Origin of the sequence: Methylobacterium sp. SyP6R, assembly GCF_019216885.1 — a bacterium.
GTDB lineage: Bacteria > Pseudomonadota > Alphaproteobacteria > Rhizobiales > Beijerinckiaceae > Methylobacterium.
Genome location: NZ_JAAQRC020000001.1, coordinates 1,761,912 through 1,785,562, shown reverse-complemented (window position 1 = coordinate 1,785,562; position 23,651 = coordinate 1,761,912). Strand labels below are relative to the sequence as shown.

The 23,651-nt window shown below is 70.6% G+C and carries 12 protein-coding genes, 3 tRNA genes and 1 pseudogene; 7 read left to right on the top strand and 9 right to left on the bottom strand.

The window, feature by feature from the left end; genetic code table 11:
• Positions 1-389: 389 nt before the first annotated feature.
• Positions 390-1,778, top strand: coding sequence for a capsule polysaccharide biogenesis protein (locus HBB12_RS08185; RefSeq protein ID WP_236988887.1), 1,389 nt, complete (start codon positions 390-392; stop codon positions 1,776-1,778).
• 125 nt (positions 1,779-1,903) lie between these two features.
• On the opposite strand, the gene HBB12_RS08180 is transcribed toward HBB12_RS08185, so the two are convergent.
• Positions 1,904-3,871 carry a capsule polysaccharide biogenesis protein gene (locus HBB12_RS08180; protein WP_236988886.1) on the bottom strand — a complete coding sequence of 656 codons (1,968 nt, stop codon included), beginning with the start codon at positions 3,869-3,871 and terminating at the stop codon, positions 1,904-1,906.
• A gap of 282 nt (positions 3,872-4,153) precedes the next feature.
• On the opposite strand from HBB12_RS08180, the gene HBB12_RS08175 reads away from it, so the two are divergent.
• The gene (locus HBB12_RS08175; protein ID WP_236988885.1) at positions 4,154-4,927 is read left to right on the top strand and encodes an SDR family NAD(P)-dependent oxidoreductase; all 774 of its coding nucleotides are present in this window, start codon (positions 4,154-4,156) and stop codon (positions 4,925-4,927) included.
• Between the two features lie 29 nt (positions 4,928-4,956).
• A complete protein-coding gene (locus HBB12_RS08170) occupies positions 4,957-5,805 on the top strand; it encodes a formyltransferase family protein (RefSeq protein WP_236988884.1) in 849 nt (282 codons plus the stop codon).
• Between the two features lie 126 nt (positions 5,806-5,931).
• Here HBB12_RS08170 and HBB12_RS08165 read toward each other — a convergent pair whose 3' ends face one another.
• The 5 genes from HBB12_RS08165 to HBB12_RS08145 form a co-directional block, all read right to left on the bottom strand.
• On the bottom strand, positions 5,932-7,302 hold the full coding sequence (locus HBB12_RS08165; protein ID WP_236988883.1) for an aminotransferase class I/II-fold pyridoxal phosphate-dependent enzyme: 1,371 nt from the start codon (positions 7,300-7,302) through the stop codon (positions 5,932-5,934).
• Positions 7,299-14,744, bottom strand: coding sequence for a type I polyketide synthase (locus HBB12_RS08160; RefSeq protein WP_236988882.1), 7,446 nt, complete (start codon positions 14,742-14,744; stop codon positions 7,299-7,301). Before HBB12_RS08160 ends, HBB12_RS08165 begins: the two co-directional genes overlap by 4 nt.
• 472 nt (positions 14,745-15,216) lie before the next feature.
• The gene (locus HBB12_RS08155; RefSeq protein WP_048426071.1) at positions 15,217-15,453 is read right to left on the bottom strand and encodes an Lrp/AsnC ligand binding domain-containing protein; all 237 of its coding nucleotides are present in this window, start codon (positions 15,451-15,453) and stop codon (positions 15,217-15,219) included.
• Positions 15,454-15,566: 113 nt separating this feature from the next.
• A complete protein-coding gene (locus tag HBB12_RS08150; protein WP_236988881.1) occupies positions 15,567-16,871 on the bottom strand; it encodes a UDP-glucose dehydrogenase family protein in 1,305 nt (434 codons plus the stop codon).
• Between the two features lie 85 nt (positions 16,872-16,956).
• On the bottom strand, positions 16,957-19,104 hold the full coding sequence (locus HBB12_RS08145; RefSeq protein WP_236992698.1) for a glycosyltransferase family 2 protein: 2,148 nt from the start codon (positions 19,102-19,104) through the stop codon (positions 16,957-16,959).
• A 181-nt stretch (positions 19,105-19,285) separates the two neighbouring features.
• On the opposite strand from HBB12_RS08145, the gene HBB12_RS08140 reads away from it, so the two are divergent.
• Entirely contained in the window at positions 19,286-20,449 is a 1,164-nt protein-coding gene (locus HBB12_RS08140) for a WcbI family polysaccharide biosynthesis putative acetyltransferase (protein ID WP_236988880.1), read from the top strand.
• Positions 20,450-20,514: 65 nt separating this feature from the next.
• On the opposite strand, the gene HBB12_RS34465 is transcribed toward HBB12_RS08140, so the two are convergent.
• Together HBB12_RS34465 and HBB12_RS34460 are read right to left on the bottom strand one after the other, a co-directional pair.
• Positions 20,515-21,150 carry a hypothetical protein gene (locus HBB12_RS34465; protein ID WP_442919348.1) on the bottom strand — a complete coding sequence of 212 codons (636 nt, stop codon included), beginning with the start codon at positions 21,148-21,150 and terminating at the stop codon, positions 20,515-20,517.
• Between the two features lie 709 nt (positions 21,151-21,859).
• Positions 21,860-21,985, bottom strand: a pseudogene (locus tag HBB12_RS34460) (hypothetical protein); the annotation flags it as partial.
• A 142-nt stretch (positions 21,986-22,127) separates the two neighbouring features.
• Here HBB12_RS34460 and HBB12_RS08125 point away from each other — a divergent pair.
• The 3 genes from HBB12_RS08125 (at position 22,128) to HBB12_RS08115 (ending at position 22,673) form a co-directional block, all read left to right on the top strand.
• A tRNA-Val gene (locus HBB12_RS08125) sits at positions 22,128-22,202 on the top strand.
• Positions 22,203-22,353: 151 nt separating this feature from the next.
• Positions 22,354-22,428 (top strand) — tRNA-Val (locus HBB12_RS08120).
• 38 nt (positions 22,429-22,466) lie between these two features.
• Positions 22,467-22,673 (top strand): hypothetical protein, encoded by a 207-nt coding sequence (locus HBB12_RS08115; protein ID WP_236988877.1) that lies wholly within the window; start codon positions 22,467-22,469, stop codon positions 22,671-22,673.
• 558 nt (positions 22,674-23,231) lie between these two features.
• Here HBB12_RS08115 and HBB12_RS08110 read toward each other — a convergent pair.
• Positions 23,232-23,305 (bottom strand) — tRNA-Gln (locus HBB12_RS08110).
• Positions 23,306-23,651: the final 346 nt, after the last annotated feature.

The window sequence follows — 23,651 nt, the reverse complement described above, 5'->3', positions numbered from 1 at the left end:
GAGCGTGGCGGCGGGGGTCCCGCTGTGGCACGGAAGCAACGCAGCCTGGGGATGGCGTGTGAATCGCGGGAATAAGTTCCGGCCCGTCCACGTTCCTGCCCAGATCGTCGGCCTTATGGCGGTACTCGTCCGCCGGACGACCGCGACGGAACCCGCAGCAGCCTGCGATGATGGCACTGCGATTTTCCATGAGTGTTGCAGGCTCGCCATTGTCCACACCGGGTCTGGCGATACTGTCCGCGTCGTCAGCGGCTCGCGCGCGAGGTTGCGCGCCCCGAATGTCCGTCCGGGCAAGCTGGCAGCAGCGTGCTCGGGCCTTCGCCGTCTTAAGGGCTCCACCGGCAGGCCGCACGCGGTCGCCGGATCCCGCCCAGAGCCGAGGTGTGCCCGTGAGAGCTGATCCCGCGCGAAACGTCGAACCGAGCCGCCGAGACACCCATCACGGAGACACGCGCCATCAGGACGCCCGCCAGGAAGCCCGCACTGGCGGGCGTCAGGTCTTCCTGTTCCTCCAGGGCCCGATCACGCCGTTCTTCGCCCGGGTCGCCGATGCGCTGGAGGCGCGGGGTCACCGCTGCCTGCGGGTGAATCTCTGCTTTGGCGACTGGATGTTCTGGCGCCGGGCCAACGGCGTCAATTTCCGCGGCACCCGCGAGACCTGGCCGGCCTTCATCGCCGATCTGATCGACCGCGAGGGCGTGACCGACCTGATGCTGCTCGGCGAGCAGCGCTACTACCACAAGGTCGCGGTCGCCGCCGCCAAGGCCCGCGGCCTGAACGTCACGGTGACGGATTTCGGCTACTTGCGTCCGGACTGGATCACGCTGGAGCGCGACGGCATGTCGGGCGACAGCTGCTTCCCGAAGGATCCGGAGGCCGTGCTGGCGCTGGCCGCCCAGGCGCCCGAGCCCGACCTGGTGCCGCGCTACCGCGACAGCTTCTGGCTCCAGGCGGTGTGGGACATGGCCTACCACCTGATGAGCAACTGGCTCTGGTGGCTCTATCCCGGCTACAAGTCGCATCAGGTGCATCACAACGCCCTGATCTATCTCGGCACCGCCCTGCACATGGTGCGCGCCAAGCGCACCGGTCCGCGGGTCGACGCCTTGGTGCGCCGCCTGCGCGAGGCCGGCACGACCTATTACGTGCTGCCGCTGCAGATGGAGAACGACTTCCAGCTGCGCGCCTACTCGCCGTTCTTCGACCTGAAGACGCCGATCCACGCGGTGATCCGATCCTTCGCCGAGCACGCACCGGCCGGGTCGCGCCTGCTCGTGAAGATCCACCCCCTCGATCCGGGCATCCGCAACTGGGCGCGCATCGTGCGGCGCTCGGCGGAGAAGTGGGGCGTCACCGACCGAGTCGACTTCGCCGATGGCGGCGACCTCGGCAAGATGCTGGACGGCTGCCGCGGCGTCGTCACGGTCAACAGCACCGTCGGCCTGTGGTCGATGCGCGCCAACAAGCCGACCATGACGCTGGGTGCCGCGATCTACGACATCCAGGGACTGACCTATCAGGGCGCGCTGGAGACGTTCTGGACGAAGGCCGAGCCGCCCCGGCGCGACCTCTGGGACGCCTTCATCAAGGCGATCGTCGCCAACATCCAGATCCGCGGCGTCTACTACAAGGGCGAGGGCATGGCGGCGGCGGTGGAGGCGACGGCTTCGCGCCTCGACCTCACGCAGGGCGCCTGGCTCGAGGTCCGCTCCCGGGCCCGCAGCGCCAATGATGCCGGCGACGAGATGCCGGGCATCGAGGCACTGCAGAACGCCTGAGCCCATCGAAGAACCACGAGATGGACGACAGAACGGGGCCGGCGACGGCCCCGTTTTCGTTTCCAGGGTTCGATCATCGGCCTGCGTCGACGAGACGCCGGCGCGCCGGACGTCTCCCACGAGACTTACCCCCGCCGCAGCACGCGGCGCCAGACCACCGACCAGACCTGCTTGAGGACGGCCTCCGGGGTCAGGGCGCGGCGCGCCAGCTCCGGGTCGCCCTCGGCGAGGCGCTGCACCAGCACCTCGGGCGGGCAGGGCAGACCGGTGCGCGGATCGACGTAGCGCGGATAGAGGATCAGCGCGGCGGCCACCAGCTCGTCGAGCGTCAGGCGGCGGGTACGGCGGGGACAGCCCGGATCGTCGGTCAGGCCCCAACCGGCATAGAAGGGCAGGCCGTGGGTCGTCACGGCCTTGCCGCGCAGCAGTGCCTCGAAGCCGATGAGCGAGGTCACGACCTCGACCCGGTCCGCCGCCTCGATGGCGTCGATCGCCGAGACGTCGCGCAGGACCACGTCGGCATGGGCGGCGAGCTCGTCCGGCGGCACCCAGCCGGGACGAAGGCCCGCCTCGACGTCGGGATGCGGCTTGAAGGCGATCACCGCATCGGGGTTGCGCTCGCGGGCCAGCCGCAGGAGCGCGGCATTGCCCGAGACGGTCGCACCGCCGAGGCGGATCGAGGCATCGTTCTCGACCTGGCCGGCGACCAGCACCACCGGGCCCGGCCGCGGCATCTTCGGCATCGCGGCGCTGCCGACATTGTACTTGCTCACCCGCGCGGCGACCACCGCCTCGCGCAAAGCGGCCGCTCGCGCGAGGAGATCATCCGAGAACGTCCCTGTCTCGAGCAGGCGCTCGAGGTCGCTCGGCCCCGTGGCGTCGTAGTAGACGCCGGTGGCATCGAGGACGTGCGAGGCGCCCGGCCGCAGGGCGACTCCGAGGCCGATCGAGCGCAGGAAGCCGTCCTCCATCCGCAGGAGCGGCACGTCCGCGGTACGGCAGGCGGTCTCAAGGCCGGCCGGCATCCGGCTGGCCCAGGTCACGACGCGCCGGACCTCCGACAGCTCGGCCGGCGTCACGGGGGCGTCGCCGCGGCGGACGACCGGGCGATGGCCCGGCGCCGACAGGGTTCTGGTGATCCAGTCCCGCTTCCAGGCCGAGAAGCCGACGCACAGGGTCGGGACCGCATTCTCGCGCCAGCGCGATGCGACGAGGTCGAGGGTCGCGACGGCGTCCTCGAACCGGGCCGGCGCCCCGGTATAGGGGTCGAAATAACGCGAGCAGACGAGGTAGGCGGCGGCGAAGACCTCGTCCGGCCGGCGCCGGCGGGTGCGCCGGGGCAGGTGCAGCCGGTCGTCGGTGAAGCCCCAGCCGGCATAGAAGGGCAGGCCGAAGCAAGTCACCGGCGTGCCGGCGAGCGCCGCCTCGAAGCCGGCATGGGCCGAGACGACGTAGACGCGGTCGCACCCCTCGGCCACCGACCAGGCGGTGACGGGGTCGCCCACCAGGCGCGCGCCGGCCGCTTCCGCCGCCGCCGCATCGATATGGCCGCGCCGGCCCACGGGAGCGCCGGGATCCATCACCACCAGGCGCTCGGCCTCCGGCGCGTCGGCGGCGGCCGCCGCCAGCATCGCCGAGAAGGCACTGGCGCCGGCGAGGCCGAACCCGACCGTCGGGTCGCCGGCCGCCTGGTCGACGATCACCACCCGCCGGCGGGCCCCGTCCGTCCGCGCCGGCAGGTCGCGGCGGCGCGGGTCGTTGTCGAGGCTCAGCCGCGCCTCGCGCAGGCGCGCGATGCCGTCCCGGGCGCGAGCCATCAGCTCGTCCGATTCCCAGCCGCCCTCCTCGAGCATCACCTCGAGCTCGCTCGGTGCCGTGGCATCGTAATGGATGCCGAGCCCGTCGATGATGTAGCTCATGGACCGGTCGGGCCGGGGGTCGCCGAGTCGCAGGAAGCCCTCGTCCCACCGGTCGCTCAGGCGCACCCGCCGCGAGGTCGGCTCGCTGCCCAGGCGGCGCGAGCGCCGCGGACCGGGCCCCTCCGACTCCGACGGCATCCGGGGCCACAACCGCTTCAGCTTGCCGCGATCCATCCGCCTCTCACTCACTGCGGACCGTGCCCGCCCAGCCCTGCCCGCCCAGGCGATGCAACCCGGAGCAGGCGCCGTTCCACATCGCTCCGGCCCCGTCAAGCACGCGCCCTGCGTGCGGGAGACCGGGCCTCGATGGGTGGGGCCCTGTCCTGCACTGGTTTTCGTTAAAGTCGATCTGATTTTCCGGTCACGCAGCTCACGGATTTTTTCGCGCTCGACGAGGGCCGCCGTGCTACAGGCGCGGGCCGTGCCGCCGCGTGATCGATCCCCGGAGACCCGTCCTTGCCCGTCATCCTGATCACCGGCGCCTCGAGCGGCATCGGCGCGGCGCTGGCGCAGCATTACGCCGCCCCCGGCACCACCCTGGTGCTGAACGCACGGGGCGCGGAGCGCCTGGAGGCGGTGGCCGATCTCTGCCGCCGCAAGGGCGCCGCGGTCGAGACCCGGCCCCTCGACGTGCGCGACCGGGAGGGGGTGCGGGCCTGGATCGGCGACGTGGCCGGGCGCCTCGGCCTCGATCTCGTCATCGCCAATGCGGGGGTCAATGGCGGCCATCCGGAGGGCGGATTGGAGACCGAGGAGACCGCCTTCCTGGTCCTCGACGTCAACCTGATGGGCGCCCTCAACGTGGCGCTGCCGGCGGTCGCCCTCATGGCCGCGCGGGGCCAGGGCCAGATCGCCCTGATCTCCTCGCTCGCGGCCTACGCGCCGCTGCCCGACGCGCCCGCCTATAGCGGCACCAAGGCGGCGCTCCTCGCCCACGGCCTGGCGCTCCGCGAGAAGCTGGCGCCGCAGGGCGTGCGGATGAACGTGGTCTGCCCCGGCTACGTGAAGACAGCCATGGGCGCCGATTACGAGGGCTGGCGCCCGCTCGAGATGAGCGCCGAGGCGGCGGCCGCGCGCATCGCCAGGGGGTTGGCCCGCGACGAGGCGGTGGTCGCCTTCCCGGGCCTGCTCGCCGCGGCGGCGCGGGGCGCCGCCTTGATCCCGGAATCCTGGCGCCGCCTCGGCATGCGCGGCTTCAGCTTCCGGATGAGCGAGCGCCAGCAGCGCTGACCCTGACGGTTATGGAGACGTGAAGTCCGGTGCGGATCGCCCTGTTCACCCTCGAAGCCCTGCCCAATGCCCGGGCGGTGCGCCGCTTCGTCGCCGACAACGCCGCGCGGATCGCCTTCGTCGGCCTGTCCGACCCCGAGCGACCGAGCACCGGCGGGCTCACCGGCCAGGTGCGGCGCCACCTGATGCGCTCCGGGCCCGGCTTCCTGCCTTACCTGGCGGTGAATTTCGGCCTGCCCGACCTCGTCCGGGGGCTCGCTCCCGCAACGCAGGCGCTGTCGGGCAGCCGCGACGTGCCGGAGGCGACGCCGCTGCGCACCCTGTGCCGGCGCCTCGGCCTGCCGCACGCCACCATCACCGACGTGAACGGACCGGCGACGACCGGGCTCTTGCGGGAGCACGGGGCCGACCTGATCCTGTCGTTCCATTTCGACCAGATCTTCGACGCCGCGACCCTGGCGGCGGCCCCGAAGGGCGGGCTCAACGTCCATCCCTCGCTGCTGCCGCGCCACCGCGGCCCGGTGCCGACGCTGCACGCGTTGCTGGAGGACAGGCCGGATTTCGGCGTCACGGTGCACCGGCTGGCCCCGGCGATCGATGCCGGCGGGATCCTGGCGCAGGCGCCGGTGACTTTGCCCGAGGACGTCACCGCCTCGCGGGCGGCGATCCTGCTGCACGAGGCCGGGCGGCCGCTGCTGGAGGGCGTGCTGGCCGAGGCCGAGCGGGCGGGTGCATTGCCGGAAGGGCGGAGCGTCCCGGTCCTGCCCTATTGCGGCTTCCCGACGCCGGCGCAGCTGCGCGACTTGAAGCGGCGGGGGAGGAGACTCGTCGATGCGGGGGATTTGAGAGAGGCCTTGAGCCTGTCGCTCAAGCCGTAGGAATTTTCTCGGGACTTACGTCCCAGCATTCGTCCCGCCCATGACTTCATCCGGTGGAAGAGAGAAGACCGCAGCCTTCATCACCCCGGGTTCTGCTACGCATCCCCGGGGCGACATGACGGCCTCTCACGCCCGCCGCGACATCAGCCGCTCGACCAGCGACCCGCCCTGATTCAGCTCGTCGAGCTCGTCCGCCAGCACCGTCACGGTCTCGCGGATCTGCTCGGGGCTATGCTCCGAGGTGATGAAGAAGCGGAGGCGCGACGAGCGCTCCGGCACCGCCGGATGGATGATCGGCTGCACGTTGATGCCGCGCTTGAACAGCCGGTCGGACAGGGTCACCGCCTTCAGCGAATCGCCGAGGATCACCGGCACCACGGCGAGGCCGAGGCTGGTGCCGGTATCGAGGCCGCGCTCGCGGGCGGTGGCGAGGAAGAGCGCGCCGTTGCGGCGCAGTCGCGCCACCCGCTCGGGCTCCCGTCGCATCAGCGCCAGCGAGGCGGTGGCGGCAGCGGCGAGCGGCGGCGACAGGCCGACCGAGTAGACGAAGCCGCCGGCGGTGCACTTCAGAAGCTCGATCAGAGCGCCGGCCCCCGCGACGTAGCCGCCGCAGGAGGACAGCGTCTTCGAGAGCGTGCCCATCCAGATGTCGACGCTGCCGGGAGGCACGTCGCAATGCTCGTGCAGGCCGTGGCCATCCTTCCCCAGCACGCCGAGACCGTGGGCGTCGTCGACCATCAGCCAGGCGCCGTAGCGCTCCTTGAGGGCGACGAATCCGGCGAGGTCGGGGGCGTCCCCGTCCATGCTGTAGAGGCCCTCGATCACGATCAGCGCCCGGCGATGCTCGTGGCGCGTGGCGTGCAGCAGCGATTCCAGCGCCTGGAGGTCGTTATGGGCGAAGCTGCGGCGCTGGGCGCCCGACAGCTGCGCGCCGGTGACCACCGAATTGTGGATCAGGGCGTCGTGGTAGATCACGTCGCCAGGCTCCAGCAGGGCCGCGATGGTCGCCACGTTGGTGGCGTGCCCGCTCACCATCACCACGCAGGCCTCGGTGCCGTAATGCGCGGCGATCGCCTTCTCGAGGACGAGATGGCCCGGGCGCTCGCCGGCGACGATCCGGCTCGCCGAGGCCGAGGTGCCGTACTCGGCGAGCGCGCTTTGCGCCGCCGCGTTCACCTCCGGATGGCCGTTGAGACCGAGGTAGTCGTAGGACGAGAAATTGGTGAAGGTCCGCCCCTCGATCCGCGTCGTCGCGCCGGCCTTGGCGTCGTGGACGCGGAAGAACGGGTTGCCGAGGCCGATCAGGTCGGCTGCCGAGCGCTGGAGCTTCAGCTCCTTGTAGGCCGGCAGGCTGTCGAAGCTCTGGGCCTGGGCCAGAGCCGGCTTGGGCGCCGGCCGGACCGGGGCGGGGCGGGAGGGAGCCTTGCCGAGGCGGGCGGCGACGAAGCCCGCCAGGGCCTCGCGCCCGCCCGCGCCGTGGGAGGATCCGCTGCTCATTGGGTGATGACCTTGATGTCCTGGCTGTTCTTCTCGACCAGCGCCTGGAGGGATTGCAGCGCCTCGGCATCGGCCGACTCGACCCCGCCGTGGCGCTGCGACAGGCTGACCACCGCCGCCGCGCTCTCGTCGACCGGGGCCGCCACCGACTGGATCAGGGTGTCGGCGAGTTCGGTCACGGTCTGGCCGCTCGACACACCGGAGGGCGGCGCGTCGAGGCCGAAGCGCTCCTGCAGACTCGCGCCGAGCTCGACGCCCATCAGCGAGTCGAGGCCGATCTCCGAGAGCTGGCGCACGCGGCTGATGTCGTCCTTCGGCAGGCGCAGGATGCGGGCGATGTCCTCCACGATGGCATCCGCCACGGTCTTGCGGACGTCGTCGAGGTCGTGGGCGCGGAGCAAGCCGGCGATGCTGATCGCGACCTGGCCGCCGGCCTCCGCCTGCTGCTCCGAGCCGAGGCTGGCGTAGCTGGGCGAGCGCAGGGTGGCGAGGCGCTCGCGGGCCTTGCCCCAGTGCATCGCCGCGATGGCGATCACCGCGTCGTCGGGCGCCGTGCCCTGCACGCCCAGCGCCTCGGCCATCAGGTCGAGGGACTTGCGGGCATCGACCGGGGTCACCCCGACGCGGCCGGCGAGGGTCTCCATCACCGCCTTGTTGCGGGCGAGCACCCCGACATCGCCGATGGCGCCCCAGGCCACCGCCAGGGCCGGTAGGCCGAGGCGGCGGCGCTGGCGGGCCAGACCCTCCATGAAGCCGTTGGCGGCGACGTAGGAGCCCTGGCCCGGATTGCCGATGAAGGTCGTGGCCGAGGAGAACAGCACGAAGTAGTCGAGCGCCCGGTCGCGGGTCAGCGCGTCGAGATGGCCGGCGCCGATCACCTTGGGGGCGATCACCGCCTCCAGCGCCGCCGGATCGAGGTTCGCGATCAGGCCGTCCTGCAGCACCATCGCGCCGTGGATGATGCCGGCAAGCTTCACGCCCTTGGCTTCCACCCGCTCCAGCAGGCGCTGGACCGAGGCGCGGTCGGTGATGTCGCAGGATTCCACCTGGACGGCGACGCCGCGGGCCTTGAGCTCGGCGATGGTCGAGAGCGCCGGTTCGCCGGTCGGCGCCTTGCGGCCGACGAGGGCGATGTGGCGCGCACCACGCTCGGCGAGCCAGCGCGCCGCCTCGATGCCGAAGCCTCCTAAGCCCCCGGTGACGAGGTGGACGCGGTCGGGCGCCACCACGAAGGGCTTCGTCGTCTCGGCCAGGATCGTGCCGGCCTTCGGCGGCGCGATCACGATCTTCCCGATGTGACCCGATTGCTGCATCAGCCGGAACGCGTCCGAGACCTCTTCTGCGGCGAAGGGCTGATAGGGCAGCGCCTTCAGGCTGCCGTCGGTGAACAGAGCCATCACCTCGCGGAACAGCCGCTTGCCCTCATCGGGCTGGAACTGGAGCAGCTGGTCGAGGTCGACGCCGAAATAGGACAGGTTCCGACGGAATGGCCGCAGGCCGATATGGGTGTTGGCGACGTAGTCGCGCTTGCCCAGTTCGACGAAGCGCCCGAAGGGCTTCAACGCATTGAGGCTGCGCTCCATCGCCTCGCCGAACAGGCTGTTGAGCACCACGTCGACACCGTCGCCGGTGATGCGGCGGATGTCGTCGACGAAGGCGAGCGAGCGGGAATCGAGCACATGCTCGGCGCCGAGCGCCTTGACGAGCGCACGCTTCTCGTTCGAGCCCGCGGTGGCGATGACCCGGGCGCCGCGCATCCGGGCGATCTGGAGCGCCGCGAGGCCGACGCCGCCGGCGCCGCCATGGACCAGCACCCACTCGCCGGCCTTGAGGCGGGCGAGCGTCACGAGGCCGTAGAAGGCGGTGAGGAAGGCCACCGGCGTGGTGGCGGCGGCCTCGGAGGACAGCCCCTGGGGTGCTGCCGCCACGACCATCTCGGGCACCACGATGTGGGTCGAGAAGCCCGACTGGGCGAAGGCCACCACCCGGTCGCCGGGCTTGAAGGCGGTCACGCCCGCACCCACCGCGGCGACGCGGCCGGCGCATTCGAGGCCGAGCCGCGGGCCGGCAAAGCCGTCCTCGAGGATTTCCTCGGGCAGCATCGACAGGGCCCAGAGCACGTCGCGGAAGTTGAGGCCGGTGGCCTCGACCGCGATCTCGATCTGGCCGGGACCGGGCGCGACGCGCTCGGCCGGGCCCCAATGCATCTCGTTGAGGCCGCCGGTGGTGCTGCGTTCGAGCCGCGCGGCCGGCGCCGCCGGGCCGGAACGCCGGGCCGGGCGCGCACCTTGCGAGAAGCGGACGACGCGGGTGGCGTCGTCGTCGACCACGATCTCGGTCTCGGGCGTGCCGGACAGGATCAGGTCGCGCAGGCGCTCCGAGGCACGCTTCGAGGAGATCGCCGTCGACAGGTCGATGCGGCGCACGTCGAGCGAGGCCACTTCGTTGGCAAGCGTCCGGGTGAAGGCCCAGATGCCGGCCTCGACGCCGCAGGCGAGCCCGCCGCGGTCGCGGGTGGCGCCGGGGCAGACGACCCAGAGCCGGGTCGGACGTGTGCCGAGATGCTCGACGCAGCGCTTGAGCCCGAGGCAACGCTCGCGCAGCCGCTCGGCCGGCTCGCCGCCGCGGTTGAAGGCGCCGGCGAGATAGACCACCGTGTCGGGCGTCTCGCGCTCCAGCTCGCGCAAGGAGGCCTCGGAATCGAGGATGATCGAGACGTGGACCCCGCTCGCCACGAGCAGCGTGGCGAGCGACGACGCGGTCTCGGCCGCGAACTCGTCCTCGGAGCCGATGACGAAGGCGAAAGTCTGGCCGGCGGCGGCCTTCGGCCGGGGCGGGGCTTCCGCCAGCAGCAGGAGATCGTTGCCGTTGCGGGTGACGGCGCGGTCCGCCGCGACCTTGACGAGGCCGACGGCGCTCAAGGAGCGCTGCCAGCCCGCCACGTCGTCGAGGCGGCCGACCGGCACGTCGCCGTGGGACTCGAACCAGCCGGCATCGAGGCCGAACACCATGTCGCGGAACAGCGAGGCGCCGGGCTCGACCGCCGCGAACAGGCCGCCGGCCGCGAGGCTCGACGCCAGGGGACTGAGGAGGTCGCGGGAGGCGCGGTGGAGCACGTCGCTCGCCAGTACCGCGTCGAAGGCGGCGTGGCCGAGGGCCGCCGGATCCTCGACGATCGTGACGCCGGCGGGCAGGGCGAGGCGGGCGCGCTCGGCGAGACGCCGGTCGGCCTCGAACACCGTCAGGCGCGCCTCGTTGAGGCCGGCGAAGGTCGCGACCTGGGCCGAGAGCGGGCCGAACCCGACCTGGAGCAGGCGGAGCGCCCGGTCGCGGGGCAGCGACGCGACGCTGTCGTCAAGGAGCCGCATCACCGTGTCGGCCGAGGCCCGGACGGTGGCGCCGCGCAACGAGAAGGCGTCGAGCGCCGCCTGCGGCAGGGACGGCGCGTCGGCGAGGGAGCCGGCCAGCACCCGCGAGACCACGGCGCCGAGATCGGCGCAGAGCAGGAGTTCCGCCGACAGCTCCGGATGATCCGCCGCGATCCAGCGCATGATCTCGTCGGGCTCGGGCAGCGTCACGTCGGCGCGCAGGCGCCAGCGCCCGTCGCCCGCGGCATCGGCGAGCCCGCTGACCTCCAGCGCCAGGAGCTGGTTGACGAGCCAGGGGCGAAGCGCCGCCGGCAGCCGGCGCGAGGCCGCGACGTCGACGACGCTGCCGACCGCGAGGCCGCGGGCGAGCCGGTCGGCGAGCGAGGTCGCCCAGCCTTCGAGCAGCATGTGACCGGCGCCGAGTGCCGCCTCGCCGGTGGCGGTGACCGAACCGGCCTGGCGACGGACCAGGGCCGCGACGGCCGGCTGCGGCTCCAGCGCGATCGCCGTCGGCTCGGTGGCGAGTTCGGTGAACTGGCGGATCGCGAAGGCGTCGAGGTCGTTGCCGCCCTTCATCCGCAGGGCCTGGAACCGGCCCTCGCGCAGTGTGGCGATCACCTCGCCGGCCTCGTCCACCAGGGTGAAGTCGGCCAGGATGCTGCGCTCGTTGCAGCGCCGGGTGCGGATCACCGCCCGGGCGATCGCCGCGCCGGGACGCACGAGCCGGATCTCGCCGAAGCGGATCGGCACGTAGGCCCGGCTCGCCGCCTCGCCGAGAAGGTCGGCGAAGAGCAGGATCAGGCCGTGGAAGCAGGAATCCAGGCGCGCCGGCACCACGCCGTAGCGGGCATGGGCCTCGGCGGGCACGAGATCGGAGACGATGGTGGCATCGTCGAGCCGGGCCGAGCGGGCGACCTGGCGGAAGGACGGGCCGAAGCCGAGGCCGGAGGCCTTGGCGCGGGCATAGAGCGCCTCGCCGTCGACCGTGGTCTCGGAGGGCAGGGCGGCCATGTCGCGGCCGGTCAGGCGCGGCGGCAGCGGCGTCTCGCCCTCGACCAGCTTGGCGACGGCGTGGAGCTGCCAGGGCGCCTGGCTCAGGCGCGGCCGGGACAGGATCTGCACCAGGTTGGCGCCGGGCGAGAAGCGGCACAGCACCTCGCGCACCGCCTCCTCGGCGAAGACCATCGGCTGCTGGATCTCGAGATCCGCCAGCGTCACGCTCTCCGAGCGCACGATCTCGCGGCCGACCGCCAAAGCCATCTCGGCGAAGCCCGCACCGGGCAGGATCGCCTGGCCGTCGATGCGGTGGTCGTCGAGTTCCGGCACCGTCGCGACGTCGAGATGGGCGAGCCATTCCAGCCCGTCCGGCCCCTGGCGGGCGCCGATCAGCGGATGGTAGGGCCGGGCGCTCGCCGGGTTCACCGCCTCGGTGGTCTCAGGCAGGCGGAAGACCTTGCGCTGCCAGGGGTAGTGCGGCAGCGCCACGCTGCCCGCCGGATCGGCGCCGAAGGCGACCGCCTCGTCGATCGCGGCACCGGCGGCGAGCGCCGCCGCCAGCGCGCGGCGGAACGGGTCGACCTCCAGGGTCTTCTTCGGCAGCACGCCGACGGTGGCGCCGTCGAGGCCGAGCGGCTCGAGGCAGTCGCCGATATGCGGCAGCAGGGTCGGGCGCGGGCCGACCTCGACGAAGATCCGGGCACCGGCTTGCGCCGCGGCCTGGACCGCCGCGCTGAACCGCACCGGCTCGCGGATGTTGCGCCACCAGTAGCCGGCGTCGAAGGCGGTGCCGACGAGCACGTCGCCGGTCACCGTCGAGGCGAGCGGCACGGTGCCGGCGGAGGGCTTGAGCCCGGCGAGGTCGCGCCGCAGCGGCGCCTCGATCGGGTCCATCAGCCGGCCGTGGAAGGCGTAGTCGAGGTCGAGCTTGCGGCCGCGGCGGCGCTTGCGCGCCAGCGCCTTCATGGCGGCGTCGATCGCCGCCACGGGACCCGCCACCGTCACGGCCTTCGGGCTGTTATAGGCGGCGATATCCAGTTCGGGGTAATCGGCGAGGAAGGTCTGCACCTCCTCGACGGGGGCGAGCAGCACCGCCATGGTGCCGAGCCCGCGGGTCGCCTCCTGGTGCTTCGAGCGGTAGAAGATGACCTTCACCGCCTGTTCGAGCGTCAGGATGCCGGCGGCCTCCGCCGCGCCGATCTCGCCGACCGAGTGGCCGACGATCGCGGTCGGCGTCAGGCCGACGGCCTTGAGCGCCGCGGTGGAGGCGGCCTCGATCGCGAAGATCAGCGGCTGCGACACGCTGGTCAGCGCGAGACGCTTCTCCAGGTCGTCGGCGAAGAGCGCGTCCTTCAGCGACCAGCCGGCGAGCGGCTTGAACAGCGCATCGGCCTCGTCGAAGCGGGCGCGGAAGACCGGGTTGAGGGCATAGGCATCCCGGCCCATCCCAGCCCACTGGCTGCCGTTGCCCGAATACACGAAGGCGACGCCGCCGGCACGCTCGACCGCGGTTGCGACGACCGCCGCAGGGCTCTCCTCACCCTCGGCGATGGCCCGCAGGGCCTCGGTCACGGCTTCCGCATCGAGGTCGCGCAGCGGGATCGCGGCGCGGACCGGCAGGCGCTCGCGGCGATGCGCCGCCGCCGCCGCGACGCGGGCGATCTCGGCCGCATCCGCGCCGTCGAGGCGGGTCGCGTAATCCTGGGCGAGGTCGGCGAGCGCCGCCTTGGTCTGGGCCGAGACCAGCAGCACTTCCGCTGCCGGCTGCGCCGAGGCCGCGGCGACCGCGACCGGCGCCGGGTCGGTCAGGATGACGTGGGCGTTTGTGCCGCCGAAGCCGAACGAGTTGACGCCGGCAAAGCGCGCCTGGCCGGTACGGGGCAGGGGCAGCAGCGTACGGTTGACCGCGAGGTTCAGCTCGTCGAACGGGATCGCCGGGTTGAGCTCGGCGCTGTGCAGCGAGGGCGGCAGCAGGTCGTGCTCCAGCGCCAGGCTGGCCTTGAGCAGGCCGGCGAGGCCGGAGACCGGCTCGGTATGGCCGATATTGGTCTTGATCGAGCCGATCGGCAGGGGCGTCGCGCGGCCGCGGCCGAGCTTGCCGCCGATGGCGCCGGCCTCGATCGGGTCGCCGACGGGAGTGCCGGTGCCGTGCGCCTCCATGAAGGTGATCGCGTCGAGGGCGACCCCGGCCTCGCGGTAGATCTCCTCCAGCAGGGCTCCTTGTGCGTAGCCCGACGGCAGGGAAATGCCGGTGGTGCGCCCGTCCGAATTGACCTTCGAGGCGGCGATCACGCCGCGCACCGTCGACCCGTTGCGGGCGGCGGCGGCGGCTGATTGCAGCACCAGGACGACGCCGCCTTCGGCGCGCACGTAGCCGTCGGCGCTGGCCGAGAAGGCCTGGCACAGGCCGGTGCGCGACAGCATCGAGGCGTTGGAGAACGACACGAAGTTGAACGGGCTGACCAGCAGGTTGACGCCGGCCACCACCGCCGTGTCGATCCGCCCCGAGGCGATCGCCGCGACCGCGGCGTCCAGCGCGACGAGGGACGACGAGCAGGCGGTGTCGAGGGTGAAGCTCGGCCCCTTCAGGTCGAAGATGTAGGAGATGCGGTTCGACAGGATCGACAGCGTGTTGCCGGTCGCCGCGTAGGCGTCGCCCGAGGCGGTGTCGAGCACGCGCAGGTTGCCGTAATCGAGCGAGGACGCGCCCACGAACACGCCGATCGGGCTGCCGGCCACCGCCGACGGCCGCAGGCCCGCGCTCTCCAGGGCTTCCCAGGTCAGTTCCAGCAGCAGGCGCTGCTGCGGGTCCATCTGCTCGGCCTCGCGAGGGGAGATGCCGAACACGGACGGGTCGAACGACCACGGATCGTCGATGACGCCCGCAGCCCAGGTGTAGCTCTTGCCGCGCTCCTGCGCCCGGGGGTGGCCCATGCGCTCCAGGGACCACCGGTCCTCCGGGATGCGCGAGACGGCGCACCGTCCCTCGATGAGCATCTGCCAGAGGCTGTCGACGCCGGAGGCGCCCGGAAGCCGGCAGGCCCGACCGATGATCGCGATGTCAGGACGCTGTGTCACGTTCGATTCGCTACACGCTCATTTACGGAGGACCGGACGCGGCGGCGCCGCACCCGGGCATTCAACCCAACCCATAGTATGAGGGCCGCGCCGCGCCAACCCCGGAACGGCGCGGGCCATCCCGAAGAAGCAAGACTTGGTCCAAGTGTGACATCCCTTCATCAGTCAAAGTCCTGCCGCACGACCAGGCACAAAGCCCTTACACGCGACACAACACTGTCATTGAGAAGATTTGCCAGACCCCGCACACCATCCGATCGAGCTTGACGCGACCCGGGCCGGACCGGGGCGCGCCAGATGCGTTAGACCCGATGAATCGGGTCGCATTGGGGCAGACCGGCGCGGGCACCGCCCGCGCTCGAGCACGGCCCGATCGCGTCGCAATCGGGCCGTGCTCCAGGTCTTTGATTTTTCCGCATTTTCCGCGACGAACCGGTCTCCGCTCCGTCGGACAATGCTCCAGCGGTTGCGGTCAGAATGCCTTGAAGGTGATGATGGTGCGGGTATCCTGGATATCCGCGATGGTCTGCACATGCTCGGCCACGAAATGCCCGATATCCACCCCGTCATCGACGTGGAACTTGGCCAGGACGTCGTAATGACCAGCGGTGGAATAGATCTCGGAAGCGATCTCGCGATCGGCCAGAGCGCTAGCCACGGTATAGGTCTTGCCCAGGCGGCACTTGATCTCGACGAAGAAGGTCTGCATCGGCGGGCTCCCGGCGATCGGTGGAACGGGTATCGGAAAAACTCTCGACGGCGTAGCACGCCGTCTGATGACCGCGACGGAAACGCTGCGCCATCCCGGGCTCAACTCGCAGGTCAGGGCCGGCCGACGCTGGCATAGGTGAAGCCGTGCCGGCGGGCATCCTCGGGCCGATAGACGTTGCGCAGGTCGACCAGCACCGGCTCGGCCATTGCGCCGTGCAAGCGCTTGAGATCGAGGGCCCGGAACGCGTCCCATTCGGTCACGATCACGAGAGCGTGCGCCCCGGCCGCGCAGGCGTAAGGATCGGCGGCGTACTCGACCTCGGCCAGCAGCGGGCGGGACTGCTCCACGCCCTCCGGGTCGTAGGCCACGATCCTGGCGCCGGCATCCTGCAGGCCGGTGATGATCGACAGGGACGGCGCCTCGCGCATGTCGTCGGTGTTCGGCTTGAAGGTGAGGCCGAGCACCGCGATCCGCTTTCCCCGCACCGATCCGCCGCAAGCCGCCACGACCTTGCGGGCCATGGCGCGCTTGCGGCTGTCGTTGACCGCCACCACCGTCTCGACGAGCCGCACCGGGCTGCCTGCATCCTGCGCGGTCTTGACCAGTGCCAGCGTGTCCTTCGGGAAGCACGAGCCGCCGTAGCCGGGACCGGCATGCAGGAACTTGCGGCCGATGCGGTTGTCGAGCCCGATGCCGCGGGCGACCTCCTGCACGTCGGCGCCGACCTGCTCGCAGAGATCCGCGATCTCGTTGATGAAGGTGATCTTGGTGGCGAGGAAGGCGTTGGCCGCGTACTTGGTCAGCTCGGCGGTGCGCCGGCTCGTCACCAGGATCGGGGCGTGGTTGAGGTAGAGCGGGCGGTAGAGCTCGCTCACCACCGCCGCGGCGTTCGGGTCGTCGGCGCCGATGACGATACGGTCGGGGCGCTTGAAGTCGGAGATCGCCGCGCCCTCGCGCAGGAATTCCGGATTCGAGGCGACCGCGATGGCGATGTCCGGCCGGGCCTCGCGGACGATGCGCTCGACCTCGTCGCCGGTGCCGACCGGCACGGTGGACTTGGTGACGACGACGGTCGGCCCGGTGACCGCCCCGGCGATGTCGCGCGCCGCCTGATAGACGTAGGAGAGATCGGCAAAGCCGTCGCCGCGGCGCGACGGCGTGCCGACGGCGATGAACACCGCATCGGCCCCGGCCACCGCCTCGGCGAGGTTCGTGGTGAAGGTCAGGCGCTCCTGGCGGACGTTCTCGGCCACCAGAGCGTCGAGCCCAGGCTCGTAGATCGGGATGCGGCCGTCCTTCAGGGCGGTAATCTTCTCCGGCGCGGTGTCGACGCACACGACCGTATGGCCGAAATCCGCGAAGCACGCCCCCGAGACCAGGCCGACATAGCCCGCTCCCACCATCGCAACGCGCATCTCACGTCCTCCCGGCAGCCGCGCGGCCCGGCGCCCGCGGGCACCGCTGTAGCGTTGCAGTGCAAAACGAGCAACGGCCGGGCGGTCACCAGAGCCGGAACAGCGCCTTCGCCCGGGCGAGGTTGGGGTTATAATAGGGGTCGTTGCGCAGTTCGGGCCCCCAGCGCTCGGTCATGGTGGCGACCTCGGCCTCGAAGCGGGCGCGCTTCTCGGGCGTGTCCTCCTTGCCGCGGCTCTTCGATTCGTGGTGCGTCAGGGCGGCGTGCGGCGTCCAGATCACGCGGTAGCCGGCCTTGCGCACCCGCAGGCACAGATCGATGTCGTTGAAGGCCACGGCGAGGCGCTCGGCATCGAAGCGGCCGACCGCCTCGAACACCTCCCGCCGCATCATCAGGCAGGCGCCGGTCACCGCCGAGACCTCCTGGGCGATCACCATGCGGCCGAAATAGCCCGGATCGTCGGGCCCGATATCCGGGTGGCTGTGGCCGGCCACGCCACCCACGCCCAGGACCACGCCGCCATGCTGGAGGGTCCCGTCCGGATAGGACAGCTTGGCGCCGACCGCGCCGACCCCGGCCTCGACCGCGATCGAGGCCATCTCGGTCATCCAGCCCGGTTCGCGCACCTCGATGTCGTTGTTGAGGAACAGGAGCAGCGGCCCGCTCGCAACTGCGGCGCCGTCGTTCGACAGCCCCGAGAAGTTGAACGGGCCGGGGCGCGCCAGGACCCGCACCCGCCCGTCGGTCGCGGCCTTCCGGAGCAGCGCCGTGGCCGAGGGCTCGGTGCTGCCGTTGTCGACCACCACGACCTCGATGTCGGGATAATCGGTCTTCGTCAGCAACCCGTCGAGGACCACGCGCAGCAACTCGGCCCGGTCCTTCGTCGGGATCACCACCGAGACGCGGGGGGCCGGATCGGGCAGGGCGCGCACCAGCCGGTTGAAGCCGAGCGGGCCGCGCTCGACCCGGTGCGGCCAGCCGCGCCGCGCCACCAGCTCCTCCAGCGCCCGCAGCCGCGCCGCCTCGGCCCGGGCGAGGAACGCATCCGAGAAGGTGCCGGAACCGATCGCGGTGCGCCAATGATAGAGGATCACCGGCAGGTGGCGCACCCGGGCAGGATCGAGCCGGTCGCTCAGGCGCAGGAGCAGGTCGTGGTCCTGGCTGCCCTCGAAGCCGGGGCGCAAGGCCCCCACCGCCTCGACCAGGCTGCGGCGCACCACCGTCAGGTGGTTGAGGTAGTTCTGGCCGTAGAGGAGCTCGGGGTTCCAGTCGCCCTTGAAGTGGGGCTCGAAGCGCCGCCCCTCGGCGTCGATCTTGTCCTCGTCGCTGTAGATCAGGTCGAGGTCCGGCTCGCGCCGGATCGCCTTCGCCACTTCGTAGAGGGCGTGGGCCGGCAGCACGTCGTCGTGGTCCATGAAGGCGACGTAGGCGCCCCGCGCCAGCCCCAGCGCCGTGTTGGTGGCGGCCGCGATGTGGCCGTTCTCGGGCCGGCGCTCGACCCGGATGCGGGGATCCTCGGCCGCCGCCCGGGCGAGCAGGCGCGGCACCGCCGGATCGGTCGAGGCGTCGTCGGCGATGCACAATTCCCAATGCGGGTAGAGCTGCGCGCGGACCGAGCGCAGAGCCTCCTCCAGCACCTTGGGCCCCGGATTGTAGACCGGCATCACCACCGAGATCAGCGGCACGTCGCGCCACTGCGCCACTTCGGCGGCGATCCGGACGCGGTCGGCCTCGCTCAACGTGTCGAAGTGGCGGACCCAGGTGTCGTAACCCGTGAGTCCCGGCGGCACGAGGGCGCGGGCGAGGCGGTGCTGCGAGCGCACCCTCTTGCCGACCGCGCGCCAGAACAGCGCCTGACCGGTGAGGACGGGCCGGCGCAGGGCCGCCCGGCCGACCAGCGCGAGGCGGCTCCTCACCGTGACGGTGAACTCGGCGATGCTCAAAGCCGCCTCGCCGAGCATCGGCGTCAGCGTCAGGGCGGTGGTGCCGGCGGGCAGCCGCCCGAGCCAGGTGAAACGCCCGTGGCCGAAGGCGCGCTCGGACAGGCTGGTGGCTTCCGGCCCCTCCGGCCCGTCGACGACGGCCGTCAGTTCGACCCGGCTGAAGGCGCCATGGTTCTCGTCCTTGAAGGCGATCGACACCCAGCGCCCGCCGATCCCGAGATCCGCCACGTCGAGGCTCAAGCCCTCGGCGCCGAACTCGAGCTTGAGGCGGGAAAAGTCCCGCGCGACCATGCGCCCGCGCCCGAGACGGAGAGCGGCGCGCAAGGGATGAGGGGGCACGGAAGGGGAAGGGGTCTGGGCTGTCACCTGTCCTCGCGCCTCTGGCCGCCACCCGGGCGGCAGCGCCATCATCACCAATGAAATCAATTGGTTAGATCGATCCGTATGGCGGCCCGTGTAGCAGGGGGGCGGCGTGGCTGGCAAGAGTCCATCCCCGCGCCTGCCGGGAGCACGGGCTCGCCGGATGTCCGACCGGGTGACCGGATCGCGTGTCGGGCCGGACTCGCGCGCCTCCTGTCGAGACCGCGCCTCTCCCGCTGCCTCGACACAGGCCTCGTTCCCTACCGCCGGACCGTCGTGCTACACGCTGGGTTCTCACACGAGGATATCCGCGGTGGAGATGACGGAACCTCGTCTGGCCTCCCGGGGCGAATCAGATCGAAATTTGGCGAAGCTCGGCTATCGGTTCGGCACGACATTCAGTGGTTTTTCCCGACATCTGAAATTTTTGGAGGCGAAGAATGAAAATTGCATTTTTGGGAATTGTCAGCTCGCCGCCGTATCACATTACATAATTATTGTTTGCGAAAATTGCGAATCGATCCATGCTAGCGACAACGTAAGAAATGGAGACTTTCTAGGAGCAGAAGAAATTTATAAACATCTGCAATCATCCGATATCATTGCTTGTCAGCATCTGGATGAGACGCATGGGCTGTTGTCGACACACCAGCTAAGATCAAATTTTCCGCAGAAACCAATCATTACCGCACCTTATATATTCATCTCCGGCATAACCATCATTGGTTACGCGCCGATGTCTCCCAAATTTTCATATGGAGAAATTTACGGGCACGAAGAAATTGCAAAAATTCTCGATCGAACCGAGAGCGCAGCGGCCGTCATCGCAGAAATCGAGAACGGAAACGATCTTGGAAGCGTCGGTCGATTTCACGACTGTATCGACCAGCTGATAGTGAAAGAAAAATCCCTCGACGTGACCATCTCCGGCCTGATGCGCGAGTCGTATCAGGACGAATTTCTTATGATAACGCACAATCACCCAACAAAATTTATATTTGCAAATATAATAGAGCAGATTTTAAAAATCATCGGCACTCCGCACGATGATCGCCGTCTCCAATCTTTGGTAAAAATCGATAATCAGCTGACATATACGGGAGGACCCTACATTCCTCAAGACATCCATCGCCTCGGTATCAAATTCGGGTTTCATATAGACTGGAAAGAGAAGATTTCCCACCTCGTCGACATGATGATTCGCTCCCGTCATGGAGACGATGTTGCACCTTCCATCTTCGGAGGGATCCGTCTCCCGGATGCCGTCTCCGTCTAGACGCGCATTGAGGCGGCATCGACGGGTTGCGCCTGAGGCCTGCGGGGAACGCCATTCGATGACGCTCACCCTTCGAGACAAGGGCAGATGATCGGCCGGATGCGGCCCTCCCGGCGCCACGCCCCCTCGTGGCGCCACAGGCGGCCGGCGCACCGGAGCGCCGAGTCGATCGACGCGAGATCGGTGACCATGAGGTCGAAATCGGGGTCGAGGGAGCCCTCGGCGACCTGGGGCGCCACCAGCACCCGGCCGCGCCGACGGCGCGGCGCCAGCTCGTCACCAGCCTGGCCTTGGCGGCGGAGAGCAGGGTGGCGGAGAGGATTACGGTGCCGCCGCCGGCGGCGTGGACGGTGACGAGCTCGGCGCTCACATAGGCGTCGTAGGCATGGGCCTCGTCGACGATCAGCACCTTGCCGGCGAGGCCGGCGAGGCGGACCGTGCCGTAGCGGTTCGGCAGCACGGCCAGCACCACCTGGTCGATGGTGCCGATTCCGAGATTCGGCGAGCGGCGCTCTCCGGCGAGCCAGGCCTCGGCGACGGCGCCCGACTCCGACTCCTGGCCCCGGATTCGGACTCCGCAAACCCCTCGGCGGCGGCGCGGAAGCGCGGGTGCAGGTCGGCGCGGGTGCAGGTCGGCGCGGACGTGGGCCAGGGCGAGGGACGGGCGCGCCTTCGGCGTAGAGGCCCCCGGCGAGGGGCATGATCCGGTCGACCTTGGCGTTGGCGGTCGCGGTGGTGGGCAGGGCCAGGTAGAGGCCGTCGGCCCGGCCGGCGGCGAGGAGGCGATGGGCGAGCATCAGGGCCGCCCCGGTCTGGCCGCGCCCGGTCACGTCCTCGATCAGGATCAGGAGCGGCCCGTCCGGCAAGAACACGCTCTCGAACACGCTCTCGGCCCAGGTCTGGATCGCAGTCGGTGCGTAGGGCAGGCGCGTCAGTGCCGCAAAGGTGCGGCGCGGGCCGGGACGCGCCGGGACCAGGCCGGCCGCGCGCAAAGCCGCCTCGGCCCGGCTGCAGACCTCGTCCCAATAGGCGGGGAGGTGGGCCTCCGGCGCGGCGCAGGGAAACCAGGCCGGGTTGGAGCCGATCCAATCGGCGAGCGGCCAGCTCGCCCTTTGGGCGGCCGGGTTCCGGGTGTGGGACGTTCCGGCGCCGGTAACAGCGCCTCCACGGCCACCCAGTAGGCGAGAGCGGCCTCGGCGGAAGCCGGCGGGTAAGTGGGGGCGCCAGTCCTCCGGCTGCCAGATCTCCGGGATCGTCACCGGGCGGCCGTGATGCCCGAGGATCGGCTGCAGCAGGCAGCAGGCCCGCCGCCGGATGGCCGGGATCGATGAGGCGCGTTGACGGCGGCGGCCGGTGCGTGGGGAAGAACGCCGGCACCTTGGCCTGGAACGCGACCGAGACCTTGCCGATGTCGCGCAAGGCCAGCAGGTGCAGCCACCAGGCGTCGAAGGCCGGAACCTCGAGCCCGAGCCCCGCCGCCAGGGCCCGGGCCGCCCGGGGCCGCGCCCGCAACAGCGCCCGGCGGGCGACGGCCATGTCGGGGCCGTGGGCCCGGGCCGGGTGAACGGCATGCGAGAGCCGGCAATGGAAAACTGCGTTGCCGCAGGAACCCGCTTGTCACCCGCCGCAACTGCCTCTATACGCCCTCTCACACCGGAGCCGCCAAACGCGGCGCCGAGGGCGCGTAGCTCAGCGGGAGAGCACTACGTTGACATCGTAGGGGTCACAGGTTCGATCCCTGTCGCGCCCACCATTGCCACTCCGGAATGTCAGGGTTTTCCCTCGGAGCGGTGCCGGACCGAATGGTCCGGAGTGTCTATATAATGCCAGATGGCGCCTCGGTTTCGAAGGTTGCCGGAACAGGTCGCGAGGCGATTGCGTCATGCGTCGCCAAGCCGGTTGATGGGCGCGTAGCTCAGCGGGAGAGCACTACGTTGACATCGTAGGGGTCACAGGTTCGATCCCTGTCGCGCCCACCATCATCCCCCTTCTCCTTCGCCAGATTCGGATGCCCCCCATGACCGATCAGGATGTGGGCGTCGCCTTCGCCACCCTGGCCACCGCGCTCGCGGTCGCGCTGCACAAGCAGGGCGTCGCCGACGGCGAAAAGCTGCTGGCCGAGACCGTCGGCACCCTCGAAGCCGTGCTGCAGGACGATGATCCGGACACGGCACGGGCGATCCTTTCGGCTTGCGCCCGCTCGCTGCGCGCGGCCGTGGGCTGACGGCCCGCGGTCACGCCGAGCGCTCACCCGCTCCCGCCCGTCCATCCGCCTCGTCGGCGGGGCTCCCGCGCCCTGCATCCGCGCCGAGGCCGACGTGAGGCTTACGTCGGCCGGCATGGATGCGGGACGCTGCCGGAGCGATCGTCGAACGCCTCGCTCTCACACGGACCGGACCGGCTGCCGACAAGGCATGCGGCGAGGCCGCGCATCGCACCGCTCCACGCCGGTCAACAAGACTCGGGGCGAGCCAAGGACGGCACTGTCCTCCGGCCCGGAACCTCAAGGACCGCTCACTCCCGGCGACCGCTCATCCAAGGAATATATTCACATCCAGCGAGCGTCCGTCGACCATGTCGAACCGCCGACCCCGGACGGCACGGCGATCCTCGTGGCCGCGTCCGACGACGGAGGGAACCACGACCCCGGCGTAAGGCACAATCGTCCGGTCCGCGCTGCGGCGCCCATCACATGACGGGCAGCCACCATTGCAAGACCCGCCCGTGACGGCCGCACGCAAGAAAAAACCCGCCAAGTCATCGACTTGACGGGCAAAACGGTTGGCTGGGGGACGTGGATTCGAACCACGACTAACGGAGTCAGAGTCCGCTGTTCTACCGTTAAACTATCCCCCATCGAGGTATTGAGCGCCGTGGACCAGAGGAGAGCTCCGTCTGTCCAGGGTGGCGCGTCACCGCCTCGGGTGCGGTGCTGATAGGCTGGTTCGCCGAACCGGTCAAGGCCTTCTTGCAGGGCGATCGCGAAAGGGTGGAGGACGCAGGGTCGGATGCCAGCCGTGGGGGATCAGACCATGCCGGGGCGATTGCCGGAAAGGTTTCGGCGCGCCGGCGCCCGGCCGTGCCGGTTTCCTTGTCAGGACGGGAAGGCTGATGTGGGGCGGAGGCGGTGCAACAGGCCGGCCGTGCGGCACGTGACTCGCGGTGCAACCGGCGACGGCAGGGAGAAGACCGGTCGGACGAA

What these genes read in the sequence shown, in the direction of transcription:
- HBB12_RS08155 (WP_048426071.1), bottom strand. Translation starts at nt 15,453, where the DNA reads ATGCAGACCTTCTTCGTCGAGATCAAGTGCCGCCTGGGCAAGACCTAT.
- HBB12_RS34465 (WP_442919348.1), bottom strand. Translation starts at nt 21,150, where the DNA reads ATGCCCCTCGCCGGGGGCCTCTACGCCGAAGGCGCGCCCGTCCCTCGC.
- HBB12_RS08115 (WP_236988877.1), top strand. Translation starts at nt 22,467, where the DNA reads ATGACCGATCAGGATGTGGGCGTCGCCTTCGCCACCCTGGCCACCGCG.
- HBB12_RS08145 (WP_236992698.1), bottom strand. Translation starts at nt 19,104, where the DNA reads ATGGTCGCGCGGGACTTTTCCCGCCTCAAGCTCGAGTTCGGCGCCGAG.
- HBB12_RS08150 (WP_236988881.1), bottom strand. Translation starts at nt 16,871, where the DNA reads ATGCGCGTTGCGATGGTGGGAGCGGGCTATGTCGGCCTGGTCTCGGGG.
- HBB12_RS08180 (WP_236988886.1), bottom strand. Translation starts at nt 3,871, where the DNA reads ATGGATCGCGGCAAGCTGAAGCGGTTGTGGCCCCGGATGCCGTCGGAG.
- HBB12_RS08165 (WP_236988883.1), bottom strand. Translation starts at nt 7,302, where the DNA reads ATGAGCAGCGGATCCTCCCACGGCGCGGGCGGGCGCGAGGCCCTGGCG.